Consider the following 22452-nt stretch of genomic DNA (forward strand, 5'->3'; position numbering starts at 1 on the left):
TAACCATCGGTTAAGACCGGCTAAACAAGACGCGAATTGTCGGCGTGCCTCCGAATCGTGAGGATGCAAGGCGCCGACACGTTCGGAGCAGCATAAAAACAGGAGACAGCATGCACCCCAGAAACCTGAGCGGGCGCCGGTTACGCCTGCATTGGCTCACGGCGGCCGCGGCGGCCGTGGCGGCGATCGTGGCTGCCGCACCGGCCGAGGCTCGTGTCACCCGCATCGTGATCGACGATGTCTCGGCGCTCACGGGGCAGTCGATTCCGTACGAGCAGATCCGCGGTCGCGCCTTCGGCGAGCTCGACCCGAACGATCCGCACAACAGCATCGTTACCGACATCAAGCTGGGGGCGGACGCCGATGGCAAGGTGCGCTACGAAACCTCGTTCAATCTGGTGAAGCCGGTCGACATGAACCGCGCCAGCGGCTTTCTCTGGCATGACGTACCCAATCGCGGCGGCGCCGGAACCATCGTCGTCGAAGAGCGCGAACTGGGCGACATTGGCCTGCGCAGCGGCTGGCAGGCGGACAACGCCGGCAACACAGGCGTTCCTGTCAACCGCGCCTCGGGCACCAATCATTGGGTGGCGGCGCCCATCGCGAAGGTGGGTGGCGTGGCCGTCTCAGGCAATGTGCTCGCGCGAATCGTCAATCAGAGCGGCCCGGACTCCAAGCCGCTGATGGTGCAGACGAACCCTGTGCCATATCTCCCGGCCACGCTGGACACGACCAAGGCGACGCTGAAGACGCACACGAAGGAGACTGTCGACGGCGTTGTTACCGAGGGGCCTGACATCGCCCCGGACGACTGGGCATTCGCGAAATGCGACGCCGGCAACCCGTTTCCCGGTACGCCGATCGACAACAACCCCGCCAACGCACCTGGCAACCTGCCGGTGCATATCTGCTTGCGCAACGGCTTCGATCCCAAGCTGCTGTACCAGGTGGTGTATCCGGCACAGAACGCCTACGTCCTGGGCGTGGGGATGGCGGCATTCCGCGACGTTGGCACCTTCTTCCGCTACGAAGCCGCCGACGACTCCGGCACGCGCAATCCGGTTGCAGGCTTCGTCAAGGGCACGGCCGTGCGGGGTGTGTCGCAGTCCGGAAACATGGTGCGGCAGTTCATCTTCATGGGCCTGAACCAGGACGAACGCAACCGCATGGTCTATGACGGAGCCTGGCCGATCATCGCGGGCCGCCGGGTGGCCGCGAACTCGCGCTGGGCCCAGCCGGACGGGGTGCTGGAGCTTTACCAGCAGGGCAGCGAAGGCCCGCAGTGGTGGGCGGACTGGCCAGACCCGGTGCGCAAGCAGCCCACCGGCAGCATCTTCTCGCGTTGCGACAAGAACAGCACCTGCCCGAAGGTGATCGAGCATTTCGGGTCGGCCGAGGTGTACGCGCTGAAGCTGACGCCGGAATGGATCGGCACGGCCGGCGACGCGGACATTCCGTTGCCCCGCAACGTTCGCCGCTACTACGTGCCGAGCAGCAGCCATGGCGGCGGATCTGGTGGCTTCGCGCACATGCCGCCGGAGACTGCCACCAGCCCCATCTGCCCCGGCAACAGCTTTGGCCGCGGCACGCTGGCGGCGAACCCGGTGCCGCACACGGAGATCACCAACGTGCTGCGCATGGCCATGCGCGACTGGGTGTTGAAGGGCACACCGCCGCCGCAGAGCCGATGGCCCACGCTGGCGGGCAAGACGCTGGTTGACGCGAACAGGGCCGCAATGGGCTTTCCGGGCGCCGTGCCCGGCGTTCCGGACTCGATCTTCCAGCGGGAGAACTTTGCGTTTCCGGTGTTCGACTACGACTGGGGCCCGCAATTCGATCACGCGGAAGCTTCTGGCGTGCCTACCAACGTGCCGCCGGTCATCAGGAAGGTCATTCCGATGAAGGTGCCGAAGGCCGATGCCGACGGCAACGAGATCGGGGGTGTGCCCACCGTGCTCGTGATGGCGCCGCTGGGCACCTACCTGGGCTTCAACATCACCGCCGGGGGTTTCCATCAGGGGCAGGTGTGCAACTACGTGGGCGGTTATGTGCCGTTCGCGCGAACGCGTGCCGAGCGCATCGCCCGCGGCGACCCGCGCCTGTCGCTCGAGGAGCGCTACGGCAGCCACGAGGGCTACGAGGCTGCGGTTCGCGCCGCAGCCGGCAAGGCGTTTGCCGAGGGCTTTCTTCTGCCTGCCGATCGTGACCGGCTCATCCGGCAGGCGTCCGAGAGCGCTGTGCTTCGCTGAACGCGGCCGTGCCTTCGATCATCTCCACGAGGGCGGCTGCCGGTACGGACAGTTCCGAGCGGCTGCGCATGGCCAGCAGCAGCACGCGCTCCATCTCGATGCCTTCGAGGCCAACCTGCACGAGGCCGAGGGCCTGGGCATAGAGGGCGGCGGCCGCGCGCGGCAGGATCGCCAGACCCAGCCCCGATGCGACCATGCGGCACATCGAATCGAAGCTGCGTACCTGCACCCGGATGCGGGGCGTGCGCTGTACCGCGTCGGCCGCCGCCATTACCTTGCGCGTGAGCGACGCGCTTCGTGCCAGCGTGACGAGGTCGTGGTCGAACACGTCCTCGATGGAGGCGTTCTGCCGGCCCTCCAGTGCATGGCCTGCCGGCACGAGCAGGACCAGCTGGTCGATATTGCAGACGATGGTCTCCAGGCCTTCACGCGGAACGTTGTCGCCGATGACGGCAAGCTCCGCCGTGCCTTTAAGCACGGCGCGGATACCGTCCTCGCTCAATGCGTCTTCCATGTCGATCACGACATGGGGATAGCGGCGGGCATACGCTGCCAGCACGCTCGGCAGGAAGCCTCCGAAGGCTGAAGGATTGGCGCACAACCGCAGGTGGCCAGTGGCACCCGATTGAAGATCGTCGACGGCCTGCACGAGTTGCTCCAGCCGCGCGATTACCTCGATGGCGTGCCGGTGCAGGGTCTGTCCCTCCGGCGTGGCGGTCACGCCGCGCTGCCCCCGCTGAAGCAGGGCGACGCCGCAATGTCGTTCGAGGTCGGTGATGCGCTTGCTCACCGCCGGGAGCGAAACGCCGAATCGATCCGCGCCCGCCGTCAGGCTCCCTGCATCGACGACTGCGACGAAAAGGCGCAGGGAGATGAGATCGAAACGGTTCAGGTTGAGCATGGCGGTTGGATTTGACCACCGTTGCCATCAAGGCTCTGCAGCAGCAGCGGCGTTCCTGCTGGCCACAACGGCGGCAACGATGCCGATGGCCCCCACCAGCAGGCACACCGAAAAGATCACCCCACGCGTCTGCGTCGCATCGGCAAACGCACCGACGATCAACCCCGCAAGCGGCTGCGTCAGGTTGTTCAGCAGCACGATCACTCCGGTGGTCTTGCCGTAGTCCTTCGCAGGAATGATCCGCTGCCGGTGGATGCGGATGTAGATGCTGAACATCTTGTCGAACCCGATCACCAGCAGGAAGCCGGCCGCATAGCCCCAGTGATTGGTGCTTGCGGCCGTGAGCAGGCCGCCGGCCAGTATCAGCAGGTAGGCGGTGATGCCCATGTGCTTCAGCGCGATCGATCCCCGGATGATCGCCAGCAGGATCACGATGGTGGCCACGGCCCCCAGTGTCTGCAGCCCGGCGTAGTAGGTGGCGGAGCGCTGGTGCAGCCCCGTGACCATCGCGGCGGAAGAGGCCAGCGTGGTGCCGAGCATCAGGTTCACGCCTGCTGTCAGCATGGTCAGTCGCAGCAGGCCCGGCAGGCGCAGCACATGGTCGAGTGCGGTGGCGATGAGTTTCAGCAGATGCTGCCCCGGCTCGCCCTGCGGCTCGTGCAGCTCGACGGGGTTGCCGCGCCGCCACCAGGCAGTGGCTACGTCGGCCAGCAGGAACAGCGCCGCCGCAGCGCACACTGCCGCCTGCCACGGCCACACGGCAATCAGCGCAGCCGCCAGCAGGGGGCCCAGCACCATGCCGGTCTGGTCGGCGGTCTGCGCATAGGCCAGCACCTTGTCGAAGCCCAGGCCGCGGGTTCCACTGGCGATCTGCGGGAGCATCACCTCGCGGGCCATCATTCCCTGCGTGGTGAGCACGCCGCACACGGCCGAGAGCCCCACGAGCCACCAGATGCCGCCCATGGCTTCGTTGGCCAGCACGCCGAGCACGCAGGCCAGTGCGCGAAAGATCTGGCTGCCGCGCAGCAGCTTCAGCGGCGACACCCGGTCGCACAGCGCGCCGCAAACGGGAAACGAGAGAAAGCGCGGCAGCGTCTCGGCCGCGAAGGCGTAGCCCGACCAAGCCACGTCCTGCGTCACCTGGAACACCACGAGCGGCACCAGGAACAACAGGAGCTGGTCGGCCAGCCTGGAGACGAACAGCGATAAGAGGAAGGCCGGGAACTTCATCGTGCCGTCATCGTGGCGGCTTGGCCTGCGCAAACCCCAAGGGGAGAAGGGTGGGGAGCGCGGTGGCGTCGGGCATGCGCTGAAGATAATCGAAACATGATCGCGCTCGACTGCTACTACAGCCTCTCTTCTCCCTGGGCCTACCTCGGCGGCCCGCAACTGCAAGACATCGTGCGCCGCCACCACGTGCGGCTCACGCTCAAACCCTACGACTTCCAGGCCGTGGTGCCGCAGACAGGCGGCATTCCGCTGAAGACCCGCCCCGAGCCGCGCCGCACCTACCACGCGCTGGAGCTCGCCCGCTGGAGCGACTACCTCGGCATGCCGCTGAACCTGGCGCCCGCGCACTACCCCAAGGGCGCGCCGAGCGACCCCAACTGGAACAAGTACCCGGGCTGGATGGTGATCGCCGCGCAGCTGCAGGGGCTCGACGCGCAGCCGCTGTCGCATGCGTTGCTGCGCGCGCTGTGGGCCGAGGAGCGCGACACCTCGCAGGCCGAGGTGCGCATCGCGGTGGCCGACGAGACCGGCTACGACGGCGCCTCGCTGCAGGCACTGGAGCAGGCGGCCGAGACGCTGGCGGCGTACCGGGTCTACAGCGCTGAGGCGGTGGAGGCGGGCGTGTTCGGGGCGCCGACTTTCATCCTGAACGGCGAGCGGTTCTGGGGGCAGGACCGGCTGGCGTTCCTCGATCGGGCGCTGGACAAGCTGCGCGCGGCGGGCTGACGCTCCCGCTCACTGCCATCCGGCCGAGCGCGGCAGCAGCGCCGGCACCAGCGTGCGGTTCATCCGCTCGCGCCACCAGCGCAGCGCCTGTCCTTGCGCGCCGGTCTTCCAGGCCAGCCAGAAGGCCTCGGGTGGGCGCGGTTCCTCGGTGGGCAACTCGACCAGCGTGCCGCGCTTCAGCTCGCCCACGATGCAGGCGCGCGGCAAAAAGCCGTGGCCCAGGCCGGCCACCTGGCAGGCGATCTTCGCGGGCATCGATGGCACGGTGATGCGCGGCTGGCCGGCCAGCAGGCCGACGGTGCGCTCCGACAGCGTGCGCGCGCTGTCGCCCACCACGATGGCGTTGCACTCCAGCAGGTCGCCGCGCTGCAGCGGCCGGCCGAGCCGCGTGAGCGGGTGCGAAGGCGCGACGCAGAAGGCGAAGTCGAGGCTGCCTACGGTCACCGCCTGGTAGCCGCCGCCGGCGGGGCCTTCGCCCGCGGCGATGACGATGTCGGCGCGGCCCTCGCGCAGCGCCTCCCAGCTGCCGGTGAGCGCCTCGCAGCCGATGCGCAGCCGCGTGCCGCAGCGCAGGTCTTCGAAGGCACGGATGTCGTCGATGAGCGCCTGCGTGGGAATCAGCGAGTCGTGCACGAGGCGCAGCTCCGACTCGTAGCCGGTGGCTATCAGCCGCATGCGCGATTCGAGATCGCTCGCGGCGCTGAGTAGCCAGCGGCCCTCCTTGAGCATTTCTTCGCCGGCGGCGGTGAGGGTCACGCGCGGGCCGTTGCGCTCGAACAGCAGCATGCCCAGTTGCTCCTCCAGCTTGCCGACGGCGTACGAGATGGTGGAGGGCACCTTGTTCAGGCGAGTGGCGGCGGCGGCGAAGGAGCCGTGGCGGGCGATGGCGTCGACGACCTCGATGGCTTCCAGGCTGAGTTTGAGCACGCTGCGGTTCCTTGAAGAAGAAAAAAGGGTGAGAAAGGGATGAAAAAGAATGATCGAAAACTTCGATCATTGCCTGTGAAAAGTTTCGTCGATGACAGTTGATGTGGACCCGATGATTCAGCCCATGCCAAGGAGATTCCCTCCGAAAGCAATTGTGAATTCAATCGAATATCCACTCAACCGCAAGGAGCTTCACATGTCCATCAAGGCCACCCCCACCGCCGGCGCCAAGCTGCTCACCCCCACCGACCACACGCTGGTCATGATCGATTTCCAGTCGCAGATGGCCTTTGCCACGCACTCGATCGACGCCGTGAACCTGCGCAACAACGCCGCGCTGGTGGCGCAGGCGGCGGCCGGCTTCGGCGTGTCGACCATTCTCACGACGGTGGCCGAGAAGAGCTTCTCGGGCCCGATGTTCAGCGAGATCACCGACGCCTTCCCCGGCCAGAAGATGCTCGACCGCACCTCGATGAACACCTGGGAAGACGCCGCCGTGATCGAGCGCGTGAACCAGATCGGCAAGCCGCGCATCGTGCTGGCGGGCCTGTGGACCAGCGTGTGCATCGTCGGGCCGGCACTGTCGGCGCTCGACCAGGGCTTCGAGGTGTACGTGATTGCCGACGCCTGCGGCGACGTGTCGGCCGAGGCGCACAACCGCGCGATGGAACGTATGGTGCAGGCCGGCGCGCAGCCGATGACCTCGCTGCAATACCTGCTCGAGCTGCAGCGCGACTGGGCCCGTGGCGACACCTACGAGCTGACCACCGGCATCGCGAAAAAGGTTGGCGGCGCCTACGGCCTTGGCGTGACTTACGCCAAGACCATGTTCGGCGCACACGAAGGTTGATCGACAACGCCGAGGCGAACGAAATCATGAAGCCCTATGTCCTGTCGCTCGCGCTCGGCCTGCTGGTCGGCGTGATCTACGCACTGTTCCAGGTGCGCTCGCCGGCGCCGCCGGTCATCGCCCTGGTGGGGCTTCTCGGGATCCTGCTCGGCGAGCAGATCCCGCCGCTCATCAAGAGCGTGATCAAGCCTGATGCGGCGGCCACCTCGTGGCTGCACCACCAGGTCAAGCCGCACGTGTTCGGCGAACTGCCGAAGTGTGCGCAGCCGACGGCGGTGAACACCGCCGAAGCCCAGTCTTCCGGCAGGCGCGACGCATGAAGCCGTCCGCAGACCCCAGCCGCCGGCGCCTCCTCGGAGCGCTCGGCGCCACCCTCGCAGCTCCCGGCCTTGCCGTCGCCTCCTTCTCCGACAACATGACCACCAACACCGAAACCCCAGACCTGATCCTGCACAACGGCCGTTTCACCACGCTGGACCGCGCCAACCCCGTGGCCGACGCCGTGGCCATCAGGGACGGCCGCTTCACCCGCGTCGGCCGCGCCGAAGACGTGCTGCCGCTGGCCGGCAGCGCCACCCGCGTGATCGACCTGCACGGCAAGCGCGTGCTGCCGGGGCTGATCGACAACCACCTGCACATCATTCGCGGCGGCCTGAACTTCAACATGGAGCTGCGCTGGGACGGCGTGCGCAGCCTGGCCGATGCCATGGGCATGCTCAAGCGGCAGGTTGCGAACACGCCGGCACCGCAATGGGTGCGCGTGGTGGGCGGCTTTACCGAACACCAGTTCGTGGAAAAGCGCCTGCCGACCATCGAGGAGCTGAACGCCGTTGCGCCCGACACGCCGGTCTTCATCCTGCACCTGTACGACCGCGCATTGCTCAACGGCGCTGCGCTGCGCGCGGTGGGCTACACCAAGGACACGCCCGCGCCGCCCGGCGGCGAGATCGTGCGCGACAGCGCCGGCAATCCCACGGGCCTGCTGCTGGCCAAGCCCAATGCGGCCATCCTCTATGCCACGCTGGCCAAGGGGCCGAAGCTGCCCTTCGACTACCAGCTCAATTCCACGCGCCACTTCATGCGCGAGCTCAACCGGCTGGGCGTGACCGGTGCCATCGACGCGGGCGGCGGCAACCAGAACTACCCCGACGACTACGCCGTGATCCAGAAGCTGGCCGACGACGGGCAGCTGACGATCCGCCTGGCCTACAACCTGTTCACGCAGAAGCCCAAGCAGGAGAAGCAGGACTTCCTGAACTGGACCGCGACATCCAGATACAAGCAGGGCGACGACTACTTCCGCCACAACGGCGCCGGCGAAATGCTCGTGTTTTCCGCGGCCGACTTCGAGGACTTCCGCCAGCCGCGCCCCGACATGGCGCCCGAGATGGAAGGCGAGCTGGAGGAAGTGATCCGCGTGCTGGTGCAGAACCGCTGGCCCTGGCGCATGCACGCCACCTACGACGAGACCATCAGCCGCTCGCTCGACGTGTTCGAGCGCGTCAACCAGGACACGCCGCTGGCCGGCCTGAACTGGTTCTTCGACCACGCCGAGACCATCTCCGACCAGTCGATCGACCGCATCGCGGCGCTGGGCGGCGGCATCGCGGTGCAGCACCGCATGGCCTACCAGGGCGAGTATTTCGTCGAGCGCTACGGTCCGGGCGCGGCCGAGGCCACGCCGCCGGTGAAGCGCATGCTCGAAAAGGGCGTGAAGGTGTCGGCCGGCACCGACGCGACGCGAGTGGCCTCGTACAACCCGTGGGTGTCGCTGTCGTGGCTGGTCACGGGCAAGACGGTGGGCGGCATGCAGATCACGCCGCAGCGCAACCTGATCGACCGCGAACAGGCGCTGCGCATGTGGACCGAGAACGTCACATGGTTTTCGAACGAGGAAGGCAAGAAGGGCCGCATCCAGGCCGGCCAGCTCGCCGACCTCGTGGTGCCCGACCGCGACTTCTTCGCCTGCGCCGAATCGGAGATTGCCGACACCACCGCGCTGCTCACGATGGTGGGCGGCAAGGTGGTCTACGGCGCCGGCGCCTTCGCCGCGCACGACGAAGGCGCGCCGCCGCCGGCCATGCCCGACTGGTCGCCCGCGCGCACCTTCGGCGGCTATGCCGGCTGGGCCGACACCGCCGAAGGCGCGCCGATGCAGAAGGTTCTGCGCAACGCGGCCGCGGCCTGCGCTTGCGCCAACAACTGCAACGTGCACGGCCACCAGCACGCCACGGCCTGGAGCAGCAAGCTGCCCATTGCCGACCTGAAGAGCTTCTGGGGCGCGCTCGGCTGCGCCTGCTGGGCGGTGTGATGACGATGCGCCGGACCACTTCGCCCGCGCTTCGCTGGATCGCCTTGCTGCTGCTGTGCGCCGCCTATCTTCAGGGCGGGCTGAACAAGGCGATGGATTTCAACTCGGCCCTCGCGGAGATGAACCACTTCGGCCTGTCGCCCGCCGGCCCGCTGGCCGTGGCGGTCATCGTGCTGGAGCTCGGGGCCTCGGCGCTGATCCTCGCCGGTCGCCTGCGCTGGCTCGGTGCGGTGGCGCTTGCGGGCTTCACGCTGATGGCGACTTTCGTGGCGCTGCGCTTCTGGCAGATGCCGATCGGGCAGGAGCGCTTCATGGCGGCAAACTCCTTCTTCGAACATCTCGGGCTGGTCGGCGGCTTTCTGCTCGTCGCCTGGCATGACCTGAAGGAGCGCGCCCATGTCTGAACCTTCGCACAGTGCGGTCGCACCGGCACCGCAACCAGGCGCCTTCGCGCCGCTGCGCCAGCCGGTGTTCGCGGTGCTCTGGGCTGCCACCGTGCTCGGCAACATCGGCAGCTTCATGCGCGACGTGGCCAGCTCGTGGCTGGTGACGGACCTGTCCGCCAACCCGACGGCGGTGGCGCTCATCCAGACGGCGGCTACGCTGCCGATCTTCCTGCTTGCGATTCCTGCGGGGGTGCTGTCGGACATCCTCGACCGGCGGCGCTTCCTGATCTTCGTGCAGGTGGTGCTCGCGGCCGTGAGCGGTGCGCTGCTGGTGCTTTCGCACACAGGCGCGCTGACGGTCGAATACCTGATCGCGCTGACTTTCGTGGGTGGCATCGGCGCGGCGCTGATGGGGCCGACCTGGCAATCGATCGTGCCGGAGCTGGTGCCGCGCAGCGATCTGAAGAGCGCGGTGGCGCTGAACTCGCTGGGCATCAACATCGCACGCTCCATCGGCCCGGCTGCGGGCGGGCTGATTCTTGCGAGCTTCGGCGCGGCCGCCACCTATGGCGTCGACGTGCTGAGCTACGTGTTCGTGATCGCGGCGCTGCTGTGGTGGAAGCGCCCCGCGCCGGTGGACAGCGGGTTGTCGGAAAACTTCTTCGGCGCCTTCCGCGCCGGCCTGCGCTACACGCGCGCCAGCAAGGAGCTGCACGTGGTGCTGTTGCGCGCGACGGTGTTCTTCCTGTTCGCCAGTTCGGTATGGGCGCTGCTGCCGCTGGTGGCGCGGCAGATGCTCGGCGGCAGCGCGGGCTTCTATGGCGTGCTGCTCGGCGCCGTGGGCGCGGGCGCCATTGGCGGCGCGCTGGTGCTGCCGCGCCTGCGCGCCCGGCTCGACGCGGACGGCATGCTGCTGCTGGCCGCGTTGCTCACCGCGGCCGTGATGGGCAGCCTGGTCTTCGCGCCGCCGAAGTGGCTGGCGGTGCTGCTGCTGTTGCTGCTGGGCCTGGGCTGGATCGTTGCGCTGACCACGCTCAACGGCGTGGCCCAGTCGATCCTGCCGAACTGGGTGCGAGGGCGAGGGCTGGCCGTGTACCTCACGGTGTTCAACGGCGCGATGGCTGCGGGCAGCCTGGGCTGGGGCCTGGTGGCGCAGCAGATCGGCGTGCCGGCCACGCTGGTGGCGGGGGCTGTGGGGCTCGTGATGGCCGGGCTGGTCTTCCATCGCGTGCGGCTGCCGGCCGGCGAGGCTGACCTGCAGGCATCGAACCACTGGCCCGAGCCGCTGCTCGCCGAACCGGTGGCGAACGACCGGGGGCCGGTGATGATCCAGGTCGAGTACCGCATCCGCAAGGAAGACCGCCCTGCGTTTCTCGATGCGATGAAGCGCCTGTCTCTGGAACGCCGCCGCGACGGCGCCTATGCCTGGGGCGTGCACGAGCACACGGCCGACCCCGAGCGGGTGATGGAGTGGTTCCTCGTCGAATCGTGGGCGGAGCATCTGCGCCAGCACCATCGCGTGTCGAAGGCCGATGCCGACCTGCAGGGCGAGGCGCTGCGCTTTCACATCGGGCCGGGCAAGCCCGAGGTGCATCACTTTCTTGCGATCTGATTTTTCCTTCCCTTCCTTCCTTCTTTCTTTTTTTTCACTCCACTGGAAAACCATGACCACACTCACACTGCGCGACGGCACCGAGCTCTATTACAAGGACTGGGGCTCGGGCCAGCCCATTCTCTTCAGCCACGGCTGGCCGCTCAGCGCCGACATGTGGGACGCCCAGATGCTGTTCTTCGCGGAGCGTGGCTACCGCACCATCGCGTTCGACCGCCGCGGTTTCGGCCGCTCGAGCCAGCCCTGGACCGGCTACGACTACGACACCTTCGCCGACGACATCGCCGAGCTGATCGAAAAACTCGACCTGAAGGACGTGATCCTCGCGGGCTTCTCGATGGGCGGCGGCGACGTGACGCGCTACATCGCGCGCAAGGGCAGCGCTCGCGTGGCCAAGCTCGCGCTCATCAGCGCCGTGACTCCGTTGTTCATGAAGACGGCCGACCACCCCGTGGGCCCCGACGCCTCGCTGTTCGCCGGCATCCGCGCCGGCCTGGCCGCCGACCGCCCGCAGTTCCTCGACGACTTCAGCACGCTCTTCTACGGCACCAATCGCCCCGGCGCCAAGGTGTCGCAAGGCGTCTTCAAGCAGACGCTGCAGATCGCGCTGCAGGCCTCGATCAAGGCCACCATCGACTGCGTGACCGCGTTCTCGGAAACCGACTTCCGCCCCGACATGGCGAAGATCGACGTGCCCACGCTCGTGATCCACGGCGACGACGACCAGGTCGTGCCCTTCGAGGCCACCGGCAAGCTTGCGGCCGGGATGATCAAGGGCAGCCAGCTCAAGGTCTACGCAGGTGCGCCGCACGCCACCTGCACCACCCACAAGGACCAGGTGAACGCCGATCTGCTGGCGTTCATCCAGGCCTGATCGTTCCGTCTTCATGGCCACGGGCTTGGGCCCGTGGTCGCCAAGGGTAGTGCCGGTGGCGATAATCCCGGGATGCGAATCCGCTTTACCAAGATGCAGGGAGCCGGCAACGATTTCGTCGTGCTGGACGAAACACGCGGCACGCTGGGCCTCAGTGCCGCGCAATACCGCTTTCTGGCCGACCGCCACTTCGGCGTCGGCGCCGACCAGATCCTGACCGTGCGGCCTTCGCCCGCGGCAGGCGTCGACTTTCAATACGTCATCCACAACTCCGACGGCGGCGAGGTGGAGCAGTGCGGCAACGGCGCGCGCTGCTTCATGCGCTTCGTCAACGAACACCACCTGACCGACAAGACGCAAGTGCGCGTGCAGACGCTGTCCGGCGTGATCGAGCCGCGCATGGGCGCCGATGGCCGCGTGACGGTCGACATGGGCGCCCCCGTCTTCGAAACCGAGCGCGTGCCTTTCGACATCGCCGGGCTCGACCCGCAGCCCGAAGGCGCCTGGCACAAGTGGCACCTTGCCCTTGGCACGCGCGCGGGCACCGCTATCGTTTCGGTAGCGGTTCTGTCGATGGGCAACCCCCACGCCGTGCAGGTGGTCGACAACGTAGACACCGCCCCGGTGGCCGAGCAGGGCCCGCAGATCGAGCACCATCCGCGCTTTCCGCAGCGGGTGAATGCGGGCTTCATGCAGGTGGTCGACCGCTCGCACATCAGGCTGCGGGTGTTCGAGCGCGGCGCCGGCGAAACGCTGGCCTGCGGCACGGGTGCCTGCGCGGCGGTGGTGGCGGGCATTCGCCTTGGCCTGCTGGAGCGCCGGGTCGACGTGCAGACGCACGGCGGCATTCTCACGATCGAGTGGCAGGGAGAAGGGCAGCCGGTGCTGATGACCGGGCCGGCCACCACAGTCTTCGAAGGCGACATCGAGGTGCCGGAGCTGCCATGACGACCAACTTCACGAACAACAACGACGCCAACGCCATGAACCCGATCACCGAAGACGACATCGCCAACTACCTGGCGAACACGCCCGACTTCTTCGAGCGCCATGCCCAGCTGCTGGCGCAGGTGCAGCTCACCAGCCCGCACGGCAACCGTGCCGTGAGCCTGCAGGAGCGCCAGGCCGAGATGCTGCGCGAAAAGATCAAGGCGCTGGAGCACCGCCTGATGGACATGGTGCGCCACGGCACCGAGAACGTCGTCATTGCCGACCGCCTGCAGCGCTGGACCAAGGGCCTCTTGACCACGCGCGACCCGCGCAGCCTGCCGTACCGCATCGCGGTCGACCTGCAGTCGCTGTTCCTGGTGCCGCAGACCGCCATCAAGGTGTGGGACTGCGGCAGCGAATACCTGAACGAAGCCTATGCCCAGTGGGTGAGCGACGACGTGAAGGCGCTGGCCACCTCGCTGACCTCGCCGTACTGCGGGCTCAATTCGGGCTTCGAGGCGGCCAACTGGCTGCCCGAGCCGCAGGCCGCGATGTCGATCGCGCTGATTCCGCTGCGCCCCGATACCGAGTCGCCGGCCTTCGGCATGCTGGTGCTGGCGTCGCCCGATGCGCAGCGCTTCAACGCCGAGATGGGCACCGACTTTCTCGAGCGCATCGCCGAGCTGGCCTCGGGCGGACTTTCGCGGCTTCGTCCTTGAAGCGCCCGCGCTGGTTGCGGCGGCCCTGGCAGGTCGTGCTGGCCGGCGGGGTGCTGGCCGTGGCGGTGGTGTATGCGGCCATCGGAGCCTTCCTCTGGTGGCATGCCGAAGAGCTGCTGGCGCATCCGCCGCAGCGCCCGGCCGATGCGGCGCTGGTGCTCGGTAGCCGCGCGTACCTCGACGGCAAGCCGCATCCGTGCCTCACGGGGCGGGTCGACGTGGCCCTGGCAATGGCGAAAGCCGGCCTGGTCAGGCAGTTGGCTTTTTCGGGTGGCGTGGATTCCGAGGACAGCCGCATCGAGGCCATCACGATGGGGGAACACGCGGTGGCCTCGGGCTTTGCGGGGCCGATCGTGCTGGAGCCTGCATCGACCTCCACGCGGCTGAATCTGTCGCTGTCGCGTCCGCTGCTGCTGGCAGCCGGCGTGCGCAGCGTGGTCATCGTGTCGGAGCCCTTCCATCTGTGGCGCATCGAGCGGCTCGTGAAGAAGAGCGGCTTCGACCAGAGCTTCGACGTGCAGTACGCGGCGGCGCCCACGTCGTGCTGGCGGGCGCTGGGCCCGTTCTCGAAAGGCGCATTGCGCGAGCCGGCAGCCATCATCAACAATGCCGGCCATGGCTATCTCTTCTGAGCCGGTCGCATCCACTCCCCCGGACTGGATCGAAAAATACCTGGAGCATGTGCGCGTCGAGCGCCGGCTCGCGGCGCGCACGGTCGAGCTCTATGCCTTTCACCTGCAGGCCCTGCGTGACCGCGCCGCCGAGGCAAAGCTGCCGCTGGACCGCGTGCAGACCGCCCACATCCGCCGCTGGATGGCGCAATTGCACAGCGCCGGGCGCGAGCCGCGTGGCATTGCGCTGGTGCTGTCGTGCTGGCGCAGCTTCTACCGCTGGCTGGGCAATGAAGGGCTGATCGGCTTCAACCCCGTGCAGGACGTGCATGCACCCAAGGCCGGCCGGCCGCTGCCCAAGGCACTGGGCGTGGACGACGCGGTGCGCCTCGCCGAGCTGTACGACCCCGAGGCTGACCCATGGACCGAAGCGCGTGATGGCGCGATCGTCGAAGTGCTCTACGGCTGCGGGCTGCGCGTGAGCGAGCTCACGGGGCTCGATGCGCAGGCGAGCAACACGGCGCGAGGCTGGGTCGATCTGGATGCGATGGAGGCCAGCGTGCTCGGCAAGGGCAGCAAGCGCCGCATCGTGCCGATGGGCAGCAAGGCGGCCGAGGCGGTGCGCGACTGGCTAGCGGTGCGCGGCGATTGCGCCGGGCTGACCACCGCCCGGCTGCGCGACCCGCAAGCGGCGGCCGCGCTTTTCATCAGCGCCAAGGGCATGCGGATGTCGTCGCAGGCGGTGTGGAAGCTGCTGCGCGAGCGCAGCCTCAAGGCCGGCCTCGCGGCGCCGGTGCATCCGCACATGCTGCGCCATTCCTTCGCGAGCCACGTGCTGCAATCGAGCAGCGACCTGCGCGCGGTGCAGGAGCTGCTGGGGCACGCGAACATTGCGACAACGCAGGTCTATACGCGGCTGGATTTCCAGCACCTGGCCAAGGTCTATGACGCGGCACATCCGCGCGCGAAGGCGCGCCCCGAGTCCTCACGTGCGAAGGCCAAGCCAGAGAACGACAAGTAAGCAAAGAACAATGAAAACACTTCGCCTCAAACCCGGCAAAGAGCGCTCGATGCAGCGCCGCCACCCATGGGTCTTCGAATCGGCCATCGCGCGCGGTGGCGCCGACTCCGGCGAGACCGTGCGCGTCGAGTCGCACGACGGCGCCTTCCTCGCATGGGCGGCCTTCAGCCCCGTTTCAAAGATCCGCGCGCGGGCCTGGAGCTTCGTCGAAACGCAGCGCATCGACGCTGCTTTCTTCGCCTCGGTGTGTGCGCGCGCCGTGGCCGCCCGCGGCCTGTTCGACCTGCAGAGCGACGGCGTGCGGCTGGTGCACGGCGAGGCCGACGGCCTGCCTGGGCTGATCGTCGACCGCTACGGCGACACGCTGGTGGCGCAGTTCCTCTCGGCCGGCGTCGAGCGCTGGAAAGATGTTCTGGCCGACGCGCTGCTCAAGGCCACGGGCCTGGGCAAGCTCTACGAACGCTCCGACGCCAGCGGCCGCGAGCGCGAAGGCCTGAAGCCCGTCACGGGCTGGCTGCGCGGCGATGGCCCCACCGAAATCACCATTCGCGAGCACGGCTGGAAGCTCTCGCTCGACATCGCGACCGGCCACAAGACCGGCTTCTATCTCGACCAGCGCGACAGCCGCCAGCGCTTTGCCGAGCTGGCGCAGCACCGGCGCTTCCGGCGCGTGCTGAACTGCTTTTGCTACACGGGCGGCTTCACCGTTGCGGCGCTGGCGGGGCTCAAGGCCGCGGGCGCGCTCGAAGGCGTGGAGCTGGTGTCGGTCGATTCGTCGCTGCCCGCGCTGGAGCGGGCGCGTGGCCACCTCGCGCTCAATGGTTTCGAGGGGCAGGGCATAAAGACCGAGTTTCTCGATGCCAACGTCAACACCGTGCTACGCGAGTTCATCGACCAGGGCCGCACCTTCGACGCCATCGTGCTCGATCCGCCCAAGTTCGCGCCCACGGTGGCGCACGCCGAGCGCGCCGCGCGGGCCTACAAGGACATCAACCGCCTGGCGCTGAAGCTGCTGGAGCCGGGCGGCGTGCTGCTGACCTTCTCGTGCTCGGGCGGCATCAGTGCCGACCTGTTCCACAAGATCGTGGCCTCGGCGGGGCTCGATGCGGGCGTGGACGGCTACATCGCCGAGCGCCTGGGCGCCGCGCCCGACCATCCGATGACCATCGAGTTTCCCGAGGGCGAGTACCTGAAGGGCCTGGTAGTGGTCAGAAAGCCCGCCTGACGCCGTCTTGACCCTGCCGCCAACGCAACTCAGTGGCATTGGCTAAACTGCCGGGCCACGCCTTTTCGTCCCATTTCCCGCCCCCATCTCCTGTTTTCCGCTTCCGGAGCACTATCCCCATGGCCCTCATTCCCGCGACCATCCTCACCGGCTTTCTCGGCTCCGGCAAGACCACGCTGCTCAAACGCATCCTGACCGAGGCCCACGGCCAGAAGATCGCTGTCATCGAGAACGAGTTCGGCGAAGAGAACATCGACAGCGACATCCTCGTGACCGAATCGAAGGAGCAGATCGTGCAGATGAGCAACGGCTGCGTCTGCTGCACCATCCGCGAAGACCTGCGCGAAGCGCTGCAAATGCTGGCCGCCAAGAAGCGCCAGGGCCTGCTCGATTTCGACCGCGTGGTGATCGAGACCACGGGCCTGGCCGACCCCGGCCCCGTGGCCCAGACCTTCTTCATGGACGACGAGATCGCCGAGAGCTACCTGCTCGACTCGATCCTCACGCTGGTCGACGCCAAGCACGCGCCTCAGCAGCTCAACGACCGCCAGGAAGCGCGCCGCCAGGTGGGCTTTGCCGACCAGATCTTCATCAGCAAGAGCGAGCTGGTGTCGGCCGAAGAGACCGATGCGCTCATTCATCGCCTGAAGCACATGAACCCACGCGCGCCGCAGCAGAAGGCGCATTTCGGCGACGTGCCGCTGAAGGACATCTTCGATCTGCGCGGCTTCAACCTGAACGCCAAGCTCGACATCGACCCCGACTTCCTGAAGGAAGACGACCATGACCATCACGACCATGACCACGCGCATGGCGAGGCGTGCGACCACCCCTCGCACAAGCACGAGGGCCACGGCCACCATCACCACACGGACGATGACGTCAAGAGCTTCGTCTACAAGGCCGACCGCGCCTTCGACCCGGCCAAGCTGGAAGACTTCCTGGGCGCGATCGTCAACATCTACGGCCCGCGCATGCTGCGCTACAAGGGCGTGCTGAACATGAAGGGCACCGAGCGCAAGGTGATCTTCCAGGGCGTGCACCAGCTGATGGGCAGCGACCTGGGCCCCGAGTGGGGCAAGGACGAGGCGCGCCAGAGCCGCATGGTGTTCATCGGCATCGAGCTGCCGCGCGAAATTCTCGAGCAGGGGCTGGAGCAGTGCCTGGTCTGAGCTGAAGGCTTGCTGAAATAGAAAACGGCGCTGGCCCCAAAAGGCCAGCGCCGTTTTTCATTCGGGCCGGGGCCGGCTTACTTGCCGGTTGCGCCCATCCCGCCCAGCGGCTTGCCGTTGACCTTCAGGCTGCCTTCGCTGTACTCGACCTGGGCGGTGACGTCGTCGCCGTCACGCTTCACGAACCCGCTCTGCTCGCCTTGCTCGACCAGGCCGGCCACCATTTCGGGCGGAGGCGTCTGGCCGCTCTCTGCACCGGTTTCGGCCAGCTTCTCGATCCACTTCATGGGCAGTCGCGCGTGGGCCTTGAGCACGCCGCGCTTCATGAGCAGCGCGGTGCCGGGCATCTGCAGGTCTTCGTCGGTCACGCCGGCCATGCTGACCGTGTAGCCGATTTCGGCACGCTTGCCGTCGATTTCGACCAGCATCTTGTCGAGGCCGGCTTCGGGGCCGTACTTCGCCATGGCCTTGAGGTCGGGGGCGAGCTGCTCGGCCAGCGCCTGCATGGCTGCCTGCGATGCCTTGCTGCCGCCCTTGCCGCAGCCGCTGGCGGCGCTGGACTGCATCCAGGCGTCGGCCAGCTTCTTGTAGCCGGCGGCATGGATGCGGCGCGCGCCGCTGGTCAGTTCGAACTTGTCGATCTTCGTCTCGCCGATCTTGCCGGTGCCCCTGAACGTGCCGCTCGACGCATAGAGGCCGTCCTTGGTGCTGGCTTCGCCGACCAGTTCGATGTTCTGGAGCACGACTGCCGGCAGCGCCTTTGGTGGTTCTGCCGGTGCGGCGCCGTCCTCGGCAGCCTTCTTCTTGACGGCGAACTCGAGGGTGTCGAGCCGGCCTTCGGTCTTGCCGGTGGCCAGGAACCAGCCGGCGCTCATGTCCATGTCGGCCTTGGCGGCGAGCTTGCCCATCTTCATGGTCACGCCGCTGCGCGCTTCGCTGAAGTCCAGGCCGGGCACGGTCAGGTCGTAGCGCGCCTGGGTGCGCGCGGCGTTGACTTCCAGGCGGGCCTGAATGCCTTGCCAGTCGAGGCGGCCCTTGCCTTCTTCGACCAGCTTGGCGGGGGCGACGGTGAGGTCGGTCGTGAAGGCGCCACTGAAGCCGACCTTGGTGCGCGCGCTCAGGGGCTTGGCGTCGCCGAACAGCTTTTTCGCCGCGGCCTGCGTCTTCTCGTCGAGCACCAGTTCGCTGTCGATGGTGGCCGCTGCCAGCGTGCCGCCGGCCAGCGGGCCGTGATGGATGGTGTCGCGGATGGTCAGGCGCAGCTGCTTGGGCGGTTTGATGCCGCCTGCGTCTTCCTCTTCGTCTGCCTCGGCTTCCTCGCCCTCGGCGGGCTTGTCGGCGGCGGCGGGTGCTGCTGCTGCCGGGGCGGCGGCATCGGCTGCGCAGCCGATTTCCAGCGTCACGGTGCTGACGGCACCGAAGAAGCCGCGTTCATATTTGCGCTCGGTCACGCGCACCAGCGCGGTCTGCTTCGGCAGCTCGTCGAAGGCGATGTCGTAGCGCGACTTGATTTGCGTGCCGGCCCACCAGGTGCTGCCGCCGTAGGCGACGGCGATAGCCGCGGCCAGGACTCCCAAAACTACTTTCTTGTTCAAGACTTGCTTTCTTTTTGCGAATGAACGGATAGGCCCCCTGCGCCATATGGACAAAGGCCCGGGGCCGCGCTGCTCCCACAGACAGCGCCGCGCGATGCTAACGGAGTTGGCCGGCACGCCGAGACATCGCCCGCGCCTGCGAGTTCTCTATACAATCGCGCGCCTGTTCCGGCAGCCATGTCCAGTTCTCGTGGACAAGATGTGACTTCCGGCACGGGGCGCCGCACGTTCCTGGTGGGCTTTCGGGGGTATAACCCCGGGGTTCGCCACTGGCGAGCACCCCGACAACGGGGAGCCTGCGTGGTCTGAAAGCCGCAAGTGGCTCCCATGGGAGGAGACACCCAGTGAAAGCGCGTTCCAGTTCGACCAAGGAGCCAGTCACCGTGAAGAAACCCGCCGCCAAGGCCACGCCAGCACCCAAGCCCGCCACAAAGAAGGCGCCGGCTGCGAAGCAGGCTGTACCTGCGGCCAAAAAGGTTTCCGCCACCGCACATGGCCCCGCAGCGAAGGAGAAAAGCGCGCCGTCCAAAAAGCCCGCAGCACCACCGGCCAAGGCCGCGACCGCTGCGACCAAGAAGTCCGCCAAGCCTGCAACTGCCGCCACCAAGACCGCAGGCGCGGGCTCATCGTCATCCAAACCCGTCGGCCGCCCTGCTGCCGTTCCTTCTGCCCCCTCGATCCCCATGAAAAAAACGGCTGCCGCCTCCACTTCCGCCCCGGCGACACCCTCGATGCCCGTTCAAACCCCCACGCCCGCACCCGCCGCGCGTGGTGGCCGCGTGTCCCGGCTGTCGCAACTTACCGTGCCCTCGATGCCGCAATCTGTCGCATCGACTGCCGCCAAGTCCAGCTTCTCGCAGGCGCCTTCCACCGCGCTGGTGCCGCCGCCGCCCCTGGCCGTGAAGAAAGACCCGAAGCTGGCCAACAACTGGAAGACCAAGACTCCTTCCGAGCTGAGCGACGCTGAAGTCATCGCCATGCCCGACGACGAGTACATGAACGAAAAGCAGATGGCGTTCTTCCGCCTGAAGCTCGAAGAACTCAAGCGCGGCATTCTCGAGAACGCCGGCGAGACCACCGAGCATCTGCGTGAAGACACGGTGGTCGTGCCCGATCCGGCCGACCGCGCCACCATCGAGGAAGAACATGCCCTCGAACTGCGCACCCGCGATCGCGAGCGCAAGCTGCTCAAGAAGATCGAGCAGTCGATCCAGCGCATCGACGCCGGCGACTACGGCTACTGCGACGAAACCGGCGAACCCATCGGTGTCGGCCGTCTGCTGGCCCGCCCGACTGCCACGCTGTCGCTCGAAGCGCAACAGCGCCGCGAACTCAAGCAAAAGATGTTCGGGGATTGAAACAGGGTCAAGGTAGATAGAACCCAGCGACTTCGATAGCCTTCGCCGAATGCCTAAGGAAGAATCGGGCCGCCTTTTTTCCAAGGTGGCCAAATTTGTCCGCAATCCCCTGAAGGATTGGTCGGAGCTGGATGCCCCTGCCTCCGCCTCGACCTCGGACTCTTCGCTGCCCGCCCAGCAGACCTACAGCCGCGAGATGCTGAAGGAGATGATCGAGCGGCGCCAGCGCAACGATTTCGTGCGCCGGCGCGAGTTCGACATGCTGCGCAAGCTGCGCCAGCGCGAGGCCGCCGCCCACGCCTTCGAGGCGACGGTCACGCCGTCTTCCTTCAACATCAACAGCACCTCCGAGAAATCGGAAGGCCGCGCGCTCACGCTCAAGAAGATCGACGAGATCGAGCAGCAGATGTCGCAGCAGTGGTGGAAGGGGCGGGGCCCGAATGGCGAAACGCTGGTCAACCCACCGCCTGACGCCGGCGCCGAGACGCTGCCGCCGGTGCATACCGACGATCTGCTGTCCGAGCCCGCCGTGTTGCCCATCATCCCGCCAGCGGCTGCAGCCGAGGCTGGTGACGATGCCCCGGCGGTGGCCGCCAGCGTGCCGTTGCTGTCGTCGCGCCTTGCGCACGACGGCGCGCTGGAAGAGGCGGTGATCCGCTTCGCGCACAGCGACGACACCGGCGCCGAAGCCATCCTGCTGCAGGCCCTGGCCTCCACCGAAGGCACGACGCCCGTCGAGGGCGGGCACGACGCCGCGGCCGAACGCGACGACAACCGCTGGCGCGCCCTGTTCGATCTGTACCGCGCAACCGGTGACGCCGCCAAGTTCGCAGCCGCCCGCATGCGCTATGCGCAGCGCATGCGGCGCATGGGCCCCGACTGGGTTTCGCTCGATGAGCTGGCCCGCAGCGTCAAGGCCGTCACTGCCAGCGAAGAGGCGGCTGGGGCCGCTGCCGAAGGCAGCAGCGCCCATGCCGACTGGACCTGTCCCACGCGCCTGGCGCGCGAAGGCCTGATGGAGCTCACCCGTGCGCTGTCGAAGGCAGGCTCGGTATGGACGCTGGATTGGCGCGGGCTGCACGCCGTCGAGCCTGAGGCTGCTGCGCCGCTGCGCGTGCTGTTCACCCACTGGGCCGATTCGCCGGTGCAGCTGCGCTTCATGGGCTCGGCGCAGCTGCTGGCCGTGCTGTCCGAAGCCGCACCCAACAACGAGCGTGGCACCGACGACATCTGGTGGCAGCTGCACCTTGCGGCGCTTCGCCTGATGCACCTGCCCGACGACTTCGAGCTGGTGGCGCTCAACTACTGCATCACCTACGAGGTGTCGCCGCCTTCCTGGCAAGACCCGAAGGGCGAATGCACCACGCTGGCCGCGCCGCCGGCGAGCCGGCCCAGCTCGGTGTGGTCGCTGCTGTCGGTCGGTGGCGATTCGGAGAGCTTTCCGTCCACCGACAGCGGTTTTGCCGCGCTGGCGGGCGATCTGCGGGGCGAGTCGCTGTCGAGCTGGCAACGGCTGGACAACGACCTGCGCCACACCACGGCACCGGTCATTTCGTGTGCCGCGCTGCTGCGTATGGACCTGGCCGCCGTGGGCACGCTGCTGAGCTGGGTGCGCGCACGCGATGCCAATGGCGAGCGCGTGCAGTTCGTCGATGCGCACCGGTTGATTGCTGCGCTGTTCAACCTGGTAGGCATTGCCGATCATTCGACAGTGACGGTTAGGAAAAACTAAAACCTGCGCCGCCCTATGGCGGT

The 22452-nt window shown here is 67.4% G+C and carries 20 protein-coding genes; 16 read left to right on the plus strand and 4 right to left on the minus strand.

The window, feature by feature from the left end; all coding sequences use genetic code 11:
* Nucleotides 1–110 precede the first annotated feature (110 nt).
* Nucleotides 111–2249, plus strand: a complete 2139-nt coding sequence (locus AC07O3_RS31610; protein WP_495341223.1) for an alpha/beta hydrolase domain-containing protein — start codon at nucleotides 111–113, stop codon at nucleotides 2247–2249.
* Here the strand turns inward: AC07O3_RS31610 and AC07O3_RS31615 are convergent.
* Nucleotides 2212–3150 (minus strand): LysR family transcriptional regulator, encoded by a 939-nt coding sequence (locus AC07O3_RS31615; RefSeq protein WP_093078584.1) that lies wholly within the window; start codon nucleotides 3148–3150, stop codon nucleotides 2212–2214. The genes AC07O3_RS31610 and AC07O3_RS31615 overlap by 38 nt on opposite strands.
* A gap of 27 nt (nucleotides 3151–3177) precedes the next feature.
* Nucleotides 3178–4380 carry an MFS transporter gene (locus tag AC07O3_RS31620; protein WP_495341224.1) on the minus strand — a complete coding sequence of 401 codons (1203 nt, stop codon included), beginning with the start codon at nucleotides 4378–4380 and terminating at the stop codon, nucleotides 3178–3180.
* A 96-nt stretch (nucleotides 4381–4476) separates the two neighbouring features.
* Here AC07O3_RS31620 and AC07O3_RS31625 point away from each other — a divergent pair, with 96 nt between their 5' ends.
* Complete coding sequence (locus AC07O3_RS31625; RefSeq protein WP_495341225.1) at nucleotides 4477–5106, plus strand: 2-hydroxychromene-2-carboxylate isomerase; 630 nt, start codon at nucleotides 4477–4479, stop codon at nucleotides 5104–5106.
* Between the two features lie 9 nt (nucleotides 5107–5115).
* Here AC07O3_RS31625 and AC07O3_RS31630 read toward each other — a convergent pair whose 3' ends face one another.
* Nucleotides 5116–6033: a LysR family transcriptional regulator gene (locus AC07O3_RS31630; RefSeq protein WP_093056309.1), complete on the minus strand. Its 918-nt coding sequence runs from the start codon at nucleotides 6031–6033 to the stop codon at nucleotides 5116–5118.
* A 196-nt stretch (nucleotides 6034–6229) separates the two neighbouring features.
* Between AC07O3_RS31630 and AC07O3_RS31635 the strand changes: the two genes are divergently transcribed.
* The 12 genes from AC07O3_RS31635 to AC07O3_RS31690 all read left to right on the plus strand — a co-directional run bounded on the left by AC07O3_RS31635 (nucleotide 6230) and on the right by AC07O3_RS31690 (nucleotide 17744).
* Nucleotides 6230–6883, plus strand: a complete 654-nt coding sequence (locus AC07O3_RS31635) for a hydrolase (protein ID WP_093056307.1) — start codon at nucleotides 6230–6232, stop codon at nucleotides 6881–6883.
* Nucleotides 6884–6909: 26 nt separating this feature from the next.
* Nucleotides 6910–7203, plus strand: coding sequence for a DUF1427 family protein (locus tag AC07O3_RS31640; protein WP_489017366.1), 294 nt, complete (start codon nucleotides 6910–6912; stop codon nucleotides 7201–7203).
* A gap of 95 nt (nucleotides 7204–7298) precedes the next feature.
* Nucleotides 7299–9194, plus strand: a complete 1896-nt coding sequence (locus AC07O3_RS31645; protein WP_495341262.1) for an amidohydrolase — start codon at nucleotides 7299–7301, stop codon at nucleotides 9192–9194.
* 5 nt (nucleotides 9195–9199) lie between these two features.
* Nucleotides 9200–9598 (plus strand): DoxX family protein, encoded by a 399-nt coding sequence (locus AC07O3_RS31650; protein ID WP_495341263.1) that lies wholly within the window; start codon nucleotides 9200–9202, stop codon nucleotides 9596–9598.
* A complete protein-coding gene (locus AC07O3_RS31655; RefSeq protein WP_495341226.1) occupies nucleotides 9591–11192 on the plus strand; it encodes an MFS transporter in 1602 nt (533 codons plus the stop codon). Before AC07O3_RS31650 ends, AC07O3_RS31655 begins: the two co-directional genes overlap by 8 nt.
* 52 nt (nucleotides 11193–11244) lie before the next feature.
* The gene (locus AC07O3_RS31660) at nucleotides 11245–12066 is read left to right on the plus strand and encodes an alpha/beta fold hydrolase (protein ID WP_093056301.1); all 822 of its coding nucleotides are present in this window, start codon (nucleotides 11245–11247) and stop codon (nucleotides 12064–12066) included.
* 72 nt (nucleotides 12067–12138) lie between these two features.
* A complete protein-coding gene (dapF, locus tag AC07O3_RS31665) occupies nucleotides 12139–13014 on the plus strand; it encodes a diaminopimelate epimerase (protein WP_093078595.1) in 876 nt (291 codons plus the stop codon).
* A complete protein-coding gene (locus tag AC07O3_RS31670) occupies nucleotides 13011–13715 on the plus strand; it encodes a DUF484 family protein (RefSeq protein WP_495341227.1) in 705 nt (234 codons plus the stop codon). Before dapF ends, AC07O3_RS31670 begins: the two co-directional genes overlap by 4 nt.
* Nucleotides 13712–14347, plus strand: coding sequence for a YdcF family protein (locus AC07O3_RS31675; RefSeq protein WP_495341228.1), 636 nt, complete (start codon nucleotides 13712–13714; stop codon nucleotides 14345–14347). The genes AC07O3_RS31670 and AC07O3_RS31675 overlap by 4 nt, the downstream gene beginning before the upstream one ends.
* Entirely contained in the window at nucleotides 14331–15347 is a 1017-nt protein-coding gene (locus AC07O3_RS31680) for a tyrosine recombinase XerC (protein ID WP_495341229.1), read from the plus strand. Before AC07O3_RS31675 ends, AC07O3_RS31680 begins: the two co-directional genes overlap by 17 nt.
* Nucleotides 15348–15357: 10 nt before the next feature.
* The gene (locus AC07O3_RS31685) at nucleotides 15358–16572 is read left to right on the plus strand and encodes a class I SAM-dependent rRNA methyltransferase (protein ID WP_495341230.1); all 1215 of its coding nucleotides are present in this window, start codon (nucleotides 15358–15360) and stop codon (nucleotides 16570–16572) included.
* A gap of 119 nt (nucleotides 16573–16691) precedes the next feature.
* A complete protein-coding gene (locus AC07O3_RS31690) occupies nucleotides 16692–17744 on the plus strand; it encodes a CobW family GTP-binding protein (RefSeq protein WP_093056291.1) in 1053 nt (350 codons plus the stop codon).
* A gap of 77 nt (nucleotides 17745–17821) precedes the next feature.
* On the opposite strand, the gene AC07O3_RS31695 is transcribed toward AC07O3_RS31690, so the two are convergent.
* A complete protein-coding gene (locus tag AC07O3_RS31695) occupies nucleotides 17822–19339 on the minus strand; it encodes a YdgA family protein (RefSeq protein WP_426391497.1) in 1518 nt (505 codons plus the stop codon).
* A 383-nt stretch (nucleotides 19340–19722) separates the two neighbouring features.
* On the opposite strand from AC07O3_RS31695, the gene dksA reads away from it, so the two are divergent.
* Nucleotides 19723–20697 (plus strand): RNA polymerase-binding protein DksA, encoded by a 975-nt coding sequence (dksA, locus tag AC07O3_RS31700; RefSeq protein ID WP_256216869.1) that lies wholly within the window; start codon nucleotides 19723–19725, stop codon nucleotides 20695–20697.
* A 49-nt stretch (nucleotides 20698–20746) separates the two neighbouring features.
* Nucleotides 20747–22429: an STAS domain-containing protein gene (locus tag AC07O3_RS31705; RefSeq protein ID WP_495341231.1), complete on the plus strand. Its 1683-nt coding sequence runs from the start codon at nucleotides 20747–20749 to the stop codon at nucleotides 22427–22429.
* Nucleotides 22430–22452: the final 23 nt, after the last annotated feature.

The organism is Variovorax sp. GW821-FHT09D05, assembly GCF_059416325.1.

Excerpts from the sequence above, each read along its gene's own strand:
- AC07O3_RS31610 (WP_495341223.1), top strand. The coding sequence starts at position 111 with ATGCACCCCAGAAACCTGAGCGGGCGCCGGTTACGCCTGCATTGGCTC.
- AC07O3_RS31615 (WP_093078584.1), bottom strand. The coding sequence starts at position 3,150 with ATGCTCAACCTGAACCGTTTCGATCTCATCTCCCTGCGCCTTTTCGTC.
- AC07O3_RS31620 (WP_495341224.1), bottom strand. The coding sequence starts at position 4,380 with ATGAAGTTCCCGGCCTTCCTCTTATCGCTGTTCGTCTCCAGGCTGGCC.
- AC07O3_RS31625 (WP_495341225.1), top strand. The coding sequence starts at position 4,477 with ATGATCGCGCTCGACTGCTACTACAGCCTCTCTTCTCCCTGGGCCTAC.
- AC07O3_RS31635 (WP_093056307.1), top strand. The coding sequence starts at position 6,230 with ATGTCCATCAAGGCCACCCCCACCGCCGGCGCCAAGCTGCTCACCCCC.
- AC07O3_RS31640 (WP_489017366.1), top strand. The coding sequence starts at position 6,910 with ATGAAGCCCTATGTCCTGTCGCTCGCGCTCGGCCTGCTGGTCGGCGTG.
- AC07O3_RS31645 (WP_495341262.1), top strand. The coding sequence starts at position 7,299 with ATGACCACCAACACCGAAACCCCAGACCTGATCCTGCACAACGGCCGT.
- AC07O3_RS31650 (WP_495341263.1), top strand. The coding sequence starts at position 9,200 with ATGCGCCGGACCACTTCGCCCGCGCTTCGCTGGATCGCCTTGCTGCTG.
- AC07O3_RS31655 (WP_495341226.1), top strand. The coding sequence starts at position 9,591 with ATGTCTGAACCTTCGCACAGTGCGGTCGCACCGGCACCGCAACCAGGC.
- AC07O3_RS31660 (WP_093056301.1), top strand. The coding sequence starts at position 11,245 with ATGACCACACTCACACTGCGCGACGGCACCGAGCTCTATTACAAGGAC.
- dapF (WP_093078595.1), top strand. The coding sequence starts at position 12,139 with ATGCGAATCCGCTTTACCAAGATGCAGGGAGCCGGCAACGATTTCGTC.
- AC07O3_RS31670 (WP_495341227.1), top strand. The coding sequence starts at position 13,011 with ATGACGACCAACTTCACGAACAACAACGACGCCAACGCCATGAACCCG.
- AC07O3_RS31680 (WP_495341229.1), top strand. The coding sequence starts at position 14,331 with ATGGCTATCTCTTCTGAGCCGGTCGCATCCACTCCCCCGGACTGGATC.
- AC07O3_RS31685 (WP_495341230.1), top strand. The coding sequence starts at position 15,358 with ATGAAAACACTTCGCCTCAAACCCGGCAAAGAGCGCTCGATGCAGCGC.
- AC07O3_RS31690 (WP_093056291.1), top strand. The coding sequence starts at position 16,692 with ATGGCCCTCATTCCCGCGACCATCCTCACCGGCTTTCTCGGCTCCGGC.
- AC07O3_RS31705 (WP_495341231.1), top strand. The coding sequence starts at position 20,747 with ATGCCTAAGGAAGAATCGGGCCGCCTTTTTTCCAAGGTGGCCAAATTT.